Source organism: Streptomyces sp. NPDC048290, assembly GCF_040652095.1.
GTDB lineage: Bacteria > Actinomycetota > Actinomycetes > Streptomycetales > Streptomycetaceae > Streptomyces.
This window is the reverse complement of the sequence record NZ_JBEZLM010000031.1, coordinates 95592-105116: the sequence shown is the minus strand read 5'-3', so window position 1 is coordinate 105116 and position 9525 is coordinate 95592. Positions and strand designations below refer to the sequence as shown.

10 protein-coding genes are annotated in these 9525 nt (G+C 73.1%); 3 read left to right on the top strand and 7 right to left on the bottom strand.

What is annotated here, in order from left to right:
• Positions 1-99 precede the first annotated feature (99 nt).
• Positions 100-837 carry a GntR family transcriptional regulator gene (locus tag AB0D49_RS36715; protein WP_362766815.1) on the bottom strand — a complete coding sequence of 246 codons (738 nt, stop codon included), beginning with the start codon at positions 835-837 and terminating at the stop codon, positions 100-102.
• 128 nt (positions 838-965) lie between these two features.
• Here AB0D49_RS36715 and AB0D49_RS36710 point away from each other — a divergent pair, with 128 nt between their 5' ends.
• Positions 966-1982 (top strand): Gfo/Idh/MocA family oxidoreductase, encoded by a 1017-nt coding sequence (locus AB0D49_RS36710; protein WP_362766795.1) that lies wholly within the window; start codon positions 966-968, stop codon positions 1980-1982.
• 24 nt (positions 1983-2006) lie between these two features.
• Here the strand turns inward: AB0D49_RS36710 and AB0D49_RS36705 are convergent, their stop codons facing one another.
• Together AB0D49_RS36705 and AB0D49_RS36700 are read right to left on the bottom strand one after the other, a co-directional pair.
• The gene (locus tag AB0D49_RS36705) at positions 2007-2672 is read right to left on the bottom strand and encodes a response regulator transcription factor (protein ID WP_362766792.1); all 666 of its coding nucleotides are present in this window, start codon (positions 2670-2672) and stop codon (positions 2007-2009) included.
• Positions 2673-2735: 63 nt separating this feature from the next.
• Complete coding sequence (locus AB0D49_RS36700; RefSeq protein ID WP_362766789.1) at positions 2736-4037, bottom strand: histidine kinase; 1302 nt, start codon at positions 4035-4037, stop codon at positions 2736-2738.
• A gap of 179 nt (positions 4038-4216) precedes the next feature.
• On the opposite strand from AB0D49_RS36700, the gene AB0D49_RS36695 reads away from it, so the two are divergent.
• A complete protein-coding gene (locus tag AB0D49_RS36695; protein ID WP_362766787.1) occupies positions 4217-4411 on the top strand; it encodes a hypothetical protein in 195 nt (64 codons plus the stop codon).
• Between the two features lie 162 nt (positions 4412-4573).
• On the opposite strand, the gene AB0D49_RS36690 is transcribed toward AB0D49_RS36695, so the two are convergent.
• The 4 genes from AB0D49_RS36690 to allB form a co-directional block, all read right to left on the bottom strand.
• Positions 4574-4969, bottom strand: a complete 396-nt coding sequence (locus AB0D49_RS36690; protein ID WP_362766784.1) for a ribonuclease domain-containing protein — start codon at positions 4967-4969, stop codon at positions 4574-4576.
• Between the two features lie 166 nt (positions 4970-5135).
• Complete coding sequence (locus AB0D49_RS36685; RefSeq protein WP_362766782.1) at positions 5136-5765, bottom strand: dihydrofolate reductase family protein; 630 nt, start codon at positions 5763-5765, stop codon at positions 5136-5138.
• Positions 5766-5908: 143 nt separating this feature from the next.
• A complete protein-coding gene (gene alc / locus AB0D49_RS36680; protein ID WP_362766779.1) occupies positions 5909-7027 on the bottom strand; it encodes an allantoicase in 1119 nt (372 codons plus the stop codon).
• Between the two features lie 53 nt (positions 7028-7080).
• Entirely contained in the window at positions 7081-8412 is a 1332-nt protein-coding gene (gene allB, locus AB0D49_RS36675; protein ID WP_362766776.1) for an allantoinase AllB, read from the bottom strand.
• A gap of 243 nt (positions 8413-8655) precedes the next feature.
• On the opposite strand from allB, the gene AB0D49_RS36670 reads away from it, so the two are divergent.
• Positions 8656-9450 carry an IclR family transcriptional regulator gene (locus tag AB0D49_RS36670; RefSeq protein ID WP_362766774.1) on the top strand — a complete coding sequence of 265 codons (795 nt, stop codon included), beginning with the start codon at positions 8656-8658 and terminating at the stop codon, positions 9448-9450.
• Positions 9451-9525: the final 75 nt, after the last annotated feature.

The window sequence follows — 9525 nt, the reverse complement described above, 5'->3', positions numbered from 1 at the left end:
GGGCGGAAGCCCTCGTAGCGGAGCTACTAGGGCTTTTGTCCGGTGCGGCGAGAGTGCGTGCCGGGCGTCGCGACGCCACGGAGATCCGTCAGACACCCCCTACGGCCGTACGAGGAGCTGGAACTCGAAGGAGTAGCGGGCGGGGCGGTAGGTGTGGCTGCCGTACTCGACCGCGCGGCCGGTGTCGTCGTACGTGGTGCGCTGCATGGTGAGCAGGGGGGCGCCGACCGGTTCGCCGAGGCGTTCGGCCTCGTCGGCGGTGGCGGCGCGGGCGCCGATGGACTGGCGGGCGCTGTGCAGGGTGATCCCGGCGGCCCGCATCAGCCGGTACAGGCCGGTGGCCTCCAGTTGCCCGGTCTCCAGCTCCAGCAGCCCGGTCGGCAGGAAGTTGCACAGATACGCCATCGGCTCCCCGTGCGCGAGCCGCAGCCGTTCCACCCGGTGGACGTCCGCGCCCTCGGGGACGCCGAGCGCCGCCGCGATCTCGGCACCGGCCGGGACGACGGTGTTGACCAGCACCGTGGTGGCGGGGCGCTGTCCGGCCGCCTCCAGGTCGTCGTAGAGGCTGCTCAGCTCCAGCGGGCGTTTGACCTGGCTGTGCACCACCTGGGTGCCGACGCCCCGGCGGCGCACCAGCAGTCCCTTGTCGACCAGGGACTGGATGGCCTGGCGGACCGTGGGCCGGGACAGGCCGAGCCGTCCGGCCAGCTCGATCTCGTTGCCCAGCAGGCTGCCCGGGGTGAGCGTGCCCTGCTCGATGGCGGCCTCCAGCTGCTGGGCGAGCTGGAAGTACAACGGCACCGGGGAGCTGCGGTCGACGCTCAGGTCGAGGCGCACGGTCGGGTCCACATCAGGTTTCGGCACGGCCCGAGCGTAGCCGCGTGACGGGTTGACGGGAAGTTGTGTAGTCAGATTGTCCGGACATACGGATTGACAGCGGGGCCGGGGGGCCTCACTTTGATTCCATGCGCATCGGGGTCATCGGTACGGGCCGCATCGGCACGATCCATGCGAACACGCTGAGCCGTCACCGCGAGGTCGGTTCACTGATCCTCACGGACGCCGACCCCGCCCGCGCGCAGGAGCTGGCGCACCGGCTGGGCGAGACGGCGGCGCCCGGCATCGACGAGATCTTCCGCTGGGGCGTGGACGCGGTGGTGATCACCACCGCCACCTCGGCGCACGCCGAGCTGATCGGCCGGGCCGCCCGCTCCGGGCTGCCGGTGTTCTGCGAGAAACCGATCGCCCTGGACGTGCCGGGCACACTGGCCGCGATCACCGAGGTCGAGACCGCCGGAACGGTCCTCCAGATGGGGTTCCAGCGCCGCTTCGACACCGGGTACGCGGGCGCCCGGGAGGCGGTGCGGTCCGGGCGGCTGGGCCGGCTGCACACCGTACGGGCCCTGACCTCCGACCCCGCTCCCCCGCCGGCCGCGTATCTCGCCGTCTCCGGCGGGCTCTACCGGGACACCCTGATCCATGACTTCGACGCGCTGCGCTGGGTGACCGGCCGTGAGGTGGTGGACGTCTACGCCGCCGGGTCGGACCACGCGGGCGGGGTCTTCCGCGAGCTGGGCGACCTGGACACCGCCGCGGTGGTGCTGACCCTGGACGACGGCACGCTCGCCACGGCGACCGCGACCCGGCTGAACGGCGCCGGATACGACGTCCGGATGGAGCTGGCCGGGGAGCGGGACCAGATCGCCGTCGGCCTGGACGACCGCACGCCCATCGCGTCCACCGAACCGACCGGGCCGCCGCCCGCCAGCAAGCCGTGGACCGGTTTCCTGGAGCGCTTCGGACCGGCCTACGAGGCCGAACTCGCCGCGTTCGTGGAGGTGGTCCGGGGCGAGCGCGCCAACCCGTGCGACGGCCGGGAGGCGATGCAGGCGCTGCGGATCGCGGAGGCGTGCGACCGTTCCCGGCGGGAGCACCGGCCGGTGCGGATCGGGGAGATCCTGGGCGGCCACGAGCCGGTGTGAGCCGCTCTGGTCCAGAGCGTCCGGCTACTCCAGCAGTCCGGCGTCATGGGCGAGCAGCGCGATCTGGACGCGGTTGTTGAGGCCGAGCTTGGCCAGCACCCGGGAGACATGGGTCTTGACGGTGGCCACGCTCATGTACAGCTCGCCCGCGATCTCCGCGTTGGACAGCCCCCGGCCGACGGCCACGGCGACCTCGCGCTCCCGGTCGTTGAGGGCGGCGAGCCTGGTCCGGGCGCGGCCCGCGCGGTCACCGCCGGGGGCGCCCGCCGCGTGCTCCATCAGCTGCCGGGTCACCGTCGGGGAGAGCACCGGGTCACCGGCCGCGACCCGGCGCACGGCGTTCAGGATGTCGGCGGGCGGGGTGTCCTTGAGCACGAAACCGGCGGCGCCCGCGCGCAGCGCGCGCAGCACCTGTTCGCCGGCGTGGAAGGTGGTCAGCACCACGACCTGGGGGGCGCTCTCGCGGTCCCGCAGCCGGGCGGTGGCGGTGAGCCCGTCGACGTCCGGCATCCGGATGTCCATCAGTACGACGTCCGGCCGCGCCCGCTCCACCAGCGCCTCGACCTCCGCGCCGTCGGCCGCCTCACCGACGATCTCGATGTCCTCGGCGCCGCCCAGCATGAAGGAGAGTCCCGCGCGCACCAGGGGGTCGTCGTCGACGAGGATCAGTCGGATCGGGGTCGCAGTCATGGCCCTCACGTCATCACGGTCGGCGGAGCGGGAACAGGGGGCACGGGCGGGGGCCACCCAGAGTCAGGGTCCGTCGTCGCCGCCCCGTGCCGTGGCCGCCGGGGGCCACGGCAGCCAGGCCCGGATCTCGAACCCGGCGTCCGGACCGGGCCCGTGGTGGAGCCGTCCGCCGGCCAGGGTGGCGCGTTCGGTGAGACCGATGAGCCCCTGTCCGGAGCCGGGCACGGGGACGACCTCGCCCTCGGGGGCGGGGTTGTGCACCCGGACGTCGAGGCCGTCGCCGGGGGCGCCGGTGACGGTCACAGAGACCTCGGTACCGGGGGCGTGCTTGCGGGCGTTGGTCAGGCCCTCCTGGACGATGCGGTAGGCGGTGCGGCCGACCGAGGCGGGGACCGTGCCGGGGTCGGTGACCCGCAGGTCGAGATGGACCTTCGCACCGGCCTCGCGGGACTCGGCGACCAGGGCGTCCAGCGCGGCCAGGGTGGGCTGCGGGCGGCCGGACTCGTCGCCCTCGGCGGCGCGCAGGACACCGATGATCTCCCGGAGGTCCTGGAGCGCCTCATGGGAACTCTCCCGGATCACCCCGGCGGCGCGGGCGACCTCCGCGCGGGGCGCGTCGGGCCGGAACTCCAGCGCGCCCGCGTGCACGCTGAGCAGGGTGAGCCGGTGCGCCAGGACGTCGTGCATCTCCCGGGCGATGGCCTCGCGGGCGAGCCGCTGGGCGCGGTCGGCGCGCAGTTGGGCCTCGCTCTCGGCGTGCCGGGCGCGGTCGCGCAGGCTCAGCATCAGCTCCCGCTTGGAGCGGGCCAGGCGGCCCCAGCCGATGACACCGAGCAGCAGCAGGTTGGTGAAGCCGATGACGACGCCGTAGGACAGGTCGGGGTCGGGGCGCAGCCAGTAGAACAGCGGGACCTGGAGCATGGCGATGCCGCCGATCCAGGCCACGTACCGGAAGGGCCGGTGGACGGCGACGGTGAACAGGGCGACGATGAACGCGCCGCCCGAGGAGCTGGAGACGAAGCCGACCGCCAGCAGCCCGATCGCCAGCCCGACCGGCCAGCGGCGGCGCAGCCAGATGGCGGCGCAGGCCAGGGCGCCCAGCAGTTGGTCCAGCGCGGCCAGCGCGGGCGACAGGCCGTAGCTGCTCATGGAGTCGGCGTCCATCAGCCCGATCCCGGCGGCCATGAGGAACAGGGCGAAGTCCACGGCCCAGTCCCGCGCGGTCCGGCGCGGGCGCCCGGAACGGGCCGAGCGGGGCGCGTCGGGGTCCAGCTCGTGCACCACGGCGGACGGGAGCAGCCATCGGCGTCCCTTGAACGAGTACGCGGACGGCGGCTGTGCCGCTTCCTGGACCTGACCCTTCACGGTCGACAAATCTACGCAGTCCCCCGGCGGGGTACCGCATCGAGCGGCTGATCTCCGACCAAAGTCGCGGCACCCGAGACTTTCGGCGGGGTGCGGGCGGCGGACGCCAGACTTCCGTCTGCCCGGTCCGAGCCCGGCGGCCGATGCGCGCCGGGTGCCCGCCCGGGGAAGGTCGGGGCATGAAGCGGTTGCTGGAGATTCTCGGGTTCCTGGCCCTGGTGCAGGGCGTGCTGGGGCTGGTGCAGCGGTTCACCGGCTGGGGTGGGGGGCTGGTGCACCGGTTCCTCGGCGATCATCAGATCTTCGCGAGTGTGGTGCTGATCGTCCTGGCGTTCGCCCTGTTCGCGGCGGCGGAGAGCCGCAAGGGCCCCTGACCGGGCGCACGCGCGGCGACGGAGAGCCGTAAGGCCCTGGACCGGGCGCACGCGCGGAGCCCCCGCTCCGCGGCGGATTCCGTGGGGGGAGCCGCGGAGCGGGGGCGGGGGACGGGGGCGGTCGGCGGACGGCGGTCCGAGCCGGTCGGCGGTGCTGACCGATCAGCAGTCGTAGTCGACCAGATCGAACGACGCGTAGTGGTTGGCGGTGTAGTAGTCCTCGTCGGTGCGCTCACCGGTGACGATGCGCCGGGCGCCCCGCGTGGAGGAGCCGGGCGTCTTCACCGTGTACTCGTGGTAGTAGCCGGTGGCCTTGATGGGCAGCAGGCGCTCCCGGTTCTGGAAGACCCCGCCGTCCTGCGGATAGGGGAAGGGCCCGCCCCGGGAGATCAGGTTGAGCGTGGTGTACGCCTGCGACGGCAGATCGCTGTAACAGATGCTGCCGTACGCGGTGGGCGCCGCGGTGGCGGTCGGGGCGGACATCGCGCCGCCGACGAGGAGCGCGGAGAGCAGGGCCGCCGCGGCGCCGAGACGAGTGGTTCGTGGGGGGAATCTCATGGCCCCATGATGACGCGCGTAGAAGGTGGCATGTCAATGACAAGTCGAGAGAATTTCCCGTGCCGTGCCATGAGTTCTCACCGTGTTAACACGCGGGACCGCCCCCGCGTCGACGAAGGGGACCGCCCCCGCGTCGAGGAAGCCGACGAAGGCGACCCGCCCCGCCCTACGCCCCCTCCGGCAGCGTGAACTCCCCGTACAGGGGCCGCCCGGTGCGCTCGTAGGACTGGATGGACACGCCCTTGGAGGTGATCCGGCCGCCCGCGTGCCGGAACGCGGTGGGCAGCCCGCCCTCCCCGAACAGCCGTCGCCCGGCGCCGAGCAGCACCGGCACGGTCACCAGGTGGAGCGTGTCCACCAGGTCCTCCGCGAACAGCGAGCGCGCGAGCGTCGCGCTGCCGTGCACCTGCACCTCGCCGTCGGTCCGGTCCAGCACCGCCCGCACCTCCCCGGGGAGATCGGGCCCGAGCACCGTGGTGTGCGCCCAGGACGGGTCGGTGAGGGTGCTGGAGACGACATACTTCGGCAGCGCGTTCAGCGGCGCGGCGACCGGGTTGTCCGGGTCGGTCACCCGGGGCCAGTAGTCGGCGAAGATGTCGTACGTCCGGCGCCCCAGCAGGAACGCGCCGACCCGGCTGAAGACACCGGCGATGAAGACACTGAAGTCGTCGTCGGCGTAGGGGACGGTCCAGCCGCCCTGGGTGAAGTCGTCCCGGGTGTCCTCGTAGGGCGAGCCGGGGCCCTGGTGGACACCGTCGAGGCTGACGAACGCGGTGAGCACGAGTTTGGAGGACATGGGCACCGCCTCTCTCCGCGCCGCGGGTGATACGCCCGACCGACCGCTTGCCCGACCACTCGCCGCGCCACGTACGGACCGGGGCGTCTTCCATTCAAACCCCGGACCACGGCGACGGCGACCGCGTCCCGTGGCCGTACGGGTCAGCCCCCCAGCTCCCGGTGGCGGGCCCGCAGCCCGGTCAGGCCCTGGTCGGTCAGGGTGCCGTGCAGGCGCAGCCGGGAGATGCCGCCGTCCGGGTAGATGTCGATCCGGGCGTGCGTGGCCGCCGGGGACGGGGACGGCAGGGGGAAGCGGTGGGCGGTGTCGGGCTGGAGTCGGGTGCGCGGGAGGATCTCGTGCCACTCCTCCCGCTCACCCTGGCGTACGGAGACCGACGCCCAGCCCGCGCTGTTGCCCTTGAGGTAGGCGGTGTCGATCTCGACGGCGCGGATCTCGGCCTCGGCGGTCAGCCGGTAGGTGATCCAGTCATGGCCCTGGTCGCGGCGGCGGCGGGTCTCCCAGCCGTCGTCCATTGTGCGGGAGCGGCCGGGCTGGATGGTGTGCGTGGCCGGTGAGTAGAAGAGGTCGGAGGCGTCCTCGACGCTGCCGCCGTTGTCCAGCGCCACCACGTCGAGGACGGACAGGGCCGCCAGCCACTCGGGGTCCGGGGCCACCTCCCCGTGCACCCGCAGCCGCGCTATGCCCCCGTCGGGGTGCTGGTTGACCCGCAGATGGGTGAAGCGCCGCTCCTCGGTCACGGCGAAGCCGTTCGCCGCGTGGCCGCCGACCGGGGTGCGCGGCACCAGGGTGGTCCAGGTGACACCGTCGGCGAGCAGGTCCTCCGGGCCGGGCGCGCCCTCCACCGCCGTGGCCTCGATGGACACCGACTGGGGGTAGTTGCCGCGGAAGTGGGCGGTGTCGACCACGATCCCCCGGACGACGCCGGGGGCGCCGAGCCTGATCAGCGCCCAGTCGTGGTCCTCGGCGGCGGGCCAGGGGTGCTCGGCGCAGACTCCTCGGCGGCGCCGGGTCTCCCAGCCGTCCATGACCTTGCCCTTGTGGCCGAAGTGCTCGGGGTCGAACACCGCCGGGCCGGGCTGGAGCAGGTTCTCCCGCTGGGCGAAGAACTCGTCGTTGGCGGCGACGACTCCGGCGCCGAGGCGGCGGTCGGCGAGGTCGGCGTACCGGGTGAAGGGGAAGTCCGCGGTGCGGTAGTCCGCGTACGGGTCACCGCCTCCGTAGGGCTGCGCGTCGCCGGTGAAACTCGGAATCGCCGTCACGGGATCTCTACTTCCTTTCGGGGGGAGCTGCGAGCGACAGAGGGCGTGGGGGCTCAACGAGTCAGGAGGCGTCCCCTCGGTGGGGTGAACTGGCCGTCCGCGTAGATCCGTTCGCCGCGCAGCCAGGTGGACTTCACGGTGCCGGACAGGGTGCGGCCCGCGTACGCCGTGACCCGGTTGCGGTGCTGGAGGGCCGCCGGGTCCACGGTGAACGTCTCGTCGGGGGCGAGGACCGCGAAGTCGGCGTCCCGGCCGGGGGCGATGGCGCCCTTGCGGTCGTCCAGGCCGACCAGGGCGGCGGTGCGCGCGGACATCCAGCGGGCCACGTCGGTGAGGCCGTGGCCCCGGGCGCGGGCGGCCGTCCAGACCGCGGGCAGGGACAGCTGGAGTCCGGAGATGCCGCCCCACGCGGTGGCGAAGTCGGCGGTCTTGAGGTCGGCGGTGGACGGGGAGTGGTCGGTGACCACGCAGTCGATGGTGCCGTCGGCGAGCGCCGCCCACAGCAGGTCCTGGTTGGCGGCCTCCCGGATGGGCGGGCAGCACTTGAACTCACTGGCCCCGTCCGGCACTTCCTCGGCCGTCAGGGTCAGATAGTGCGGACAGGTCTCGACCGTGACGCGTACGCCGTCCGCGCGGGCGCGGGCGATCAGCGGCAGCGCGTCGGAGGAGGAGAGATGGAGGATGTGCACCCGGGCGTCCAGCCGCCGGGCGGCGGTGAGCAGCGTGGCGACGGCGGTGTCCTCGGCGGCGCGCGGGCGGCTGGCCAGGAAGTCGGCGTAGCGGGGGCCGCCGTGCTGCGGGGCTCCGGCCAGCCGGTGCGGGTCCTCGGCGTGCACGATGAGCAGCCCCCCGAACCCGGCGATCTCCGTCAGGGACCGGTCGAGCCCGGCGGCGTCCAGATGCGGGAACTCGTCCACGCCCGACGGCGACAGGAACGCCTTGAAGCCGAACACCCCGGCGTCGTGCAACGGACGCAGGTCCGGCGTGTTGCCGGGCAGCGCGCCGCCCCAGAAGCCGACGTCGATGTGCGCCTTGGCGGCGGCGGTCGCGCGTTTGACCGTCAGATGCGCGACGGTGGTGGTGGGCGGGAGGGAGTTGAGGGGCATGTCGACCAGGGTGGTGATGCCACCGGCCGCCGCCGCGCGGGTGGCGGTCCGGAACCCCTCCCACTCGGCGCGTCCGGGATCGTTCACATGCACATGGGTGTCCACCAGACCGGGCAGCAGCACATCCCCACCGAGATCCACCACCCGGTCGGCGGCGACCGGATGGCCATGGGGCAGTACGGCGGTGATGGTGCCGCCGGTCACCGTGACGGACGCGGGGCGCTCCCCGTCGGGCGTGACGACCCGTGTGGAGCGCAGCACCAGTTCGGCGTCGGACACACGGACCCCTCTCATTCAACGTTTTGTTGAATCTGCTGCTGGAGTCTTCACTCCCGCCCGAGCCCCGTCAAGAGGCACACTTCTCCACGGTGCACCCACCCCTGGCATCTGGACGTTTCCACAAAGCGGAATTATGCTTCCGAAGGGTAGAACACGGGTCGAACGCCGTTCCGCGCCGACGGGCGGCCCACCGGCCGCCGGGTAGGCTTCTGCCCTTTCCGCCCGCCCCGAAAGGAACGCGCCGTGCCGACGTCGAGCGCCAGCACCACCGACTCCGCCAAATCCTCCCCCAGCGGCGGCGTCCAGTCCCTGGAGCGCGCCTTCGACCTGCTGGAGCGGATGGCGGACGCGGGCGGCGAGGTCGGCCTCAGCGAACTCTCCGCGAGCAGCGGGCTGCCGCTGCCCACCATCCACCGGCTGATGCGCACGCTGGTCGCCTGCGGCTATGTACGCCAGCAGCCCAACCGGCGGTACGCGCTCGGGCCCCGGCTGATCCGACTGGGTGAGTCGGCGTCCCGGCTGCTCGGCACGTGGGCCCGCCCCTACCTCGCCCGGCTGGTCGAGGAGACCGGCGAGACGGCGAACATGGCGCTGCTCGACGGCGACGAGATCGTGTACGTGGCGCAGGTGCCGTCCAAGCACTCCATGCGGATGTTCACCGAGGTGGGGCGGCGGGTGCTGCCGCACTCCACGGGGGTCGGCAAGGCGCTGCTCGCCGGGTTCCCGCCGGAGGAGGTACGGGCGCTGCTGGCGCGGACCGGGATGCCTGCGGCGACGGAGAAGACGATCACCACGGCGGACGGGTTTCTCGCGGCGCTGGAGGAGGTGCGGCGGGTGGGGTACGCCGTGGACGACAACGAGCAGGAGATCGGGGTGCGGTGTGTGGCGGTGTCGGTGCCGGGGGCGCCGACTGCGGCGGCGATCTCTATTTCCGGGCCTGCGGGGCGGGTCACTGACGTGGTCACCGAGCGGATCGTGCCGGTGCTTCAGGGGGTTGCCGTGGAGTTGTCGGAGGCCTTGGACAGTTCGGGGGCGTGAGGGGCGCGACGGGGGGGGTGGGGGGTCGGGGGGTATTGGCGGGTGCGGGTCGTGGTCGCTTTTCGCGCAGTTCCC

Bases quoted from the DNA above. Each gene is read 5' to 3' on its own strand.
- AB0D49_RS36710 (WP_362766795.1), top strand. From the start codon at position 966: ATGCGCATCGGGGTCATCGGTACGGGCCGCATCGGCACGATCCATGCG.
- AB0D49_RS36705 (WP_362766792.1), bottom strand. From the start codon at position 2,672: ATGACTGCGACCCCGATCCGACTGATCCTCGTCGACGACGACCCCCTG.
- AB0D49_RS36695 (WP_362766787.1), top strand. From the start codon at position 4,217: ATGAAGCGGTTGCTGGAGATTCTCGGGTTCCTGGCCCTGGTGCAGGGC.
- AB0D49_RS36690 (WP_362766784.1), bottom strand. From the start codon at position 4,969: ATGAGATTCCCCCCACGAACCACTCGTCTCGGCGCCGCGGCGGCCCTG.
- AB0D49_RS36685 (WP_362766782.1), bottom strand. From the start codon at position 5,765: ATGTCCTCCAAACTCGTGCTCACCGCGTTCGTCAGCCTCGACGGTGTC.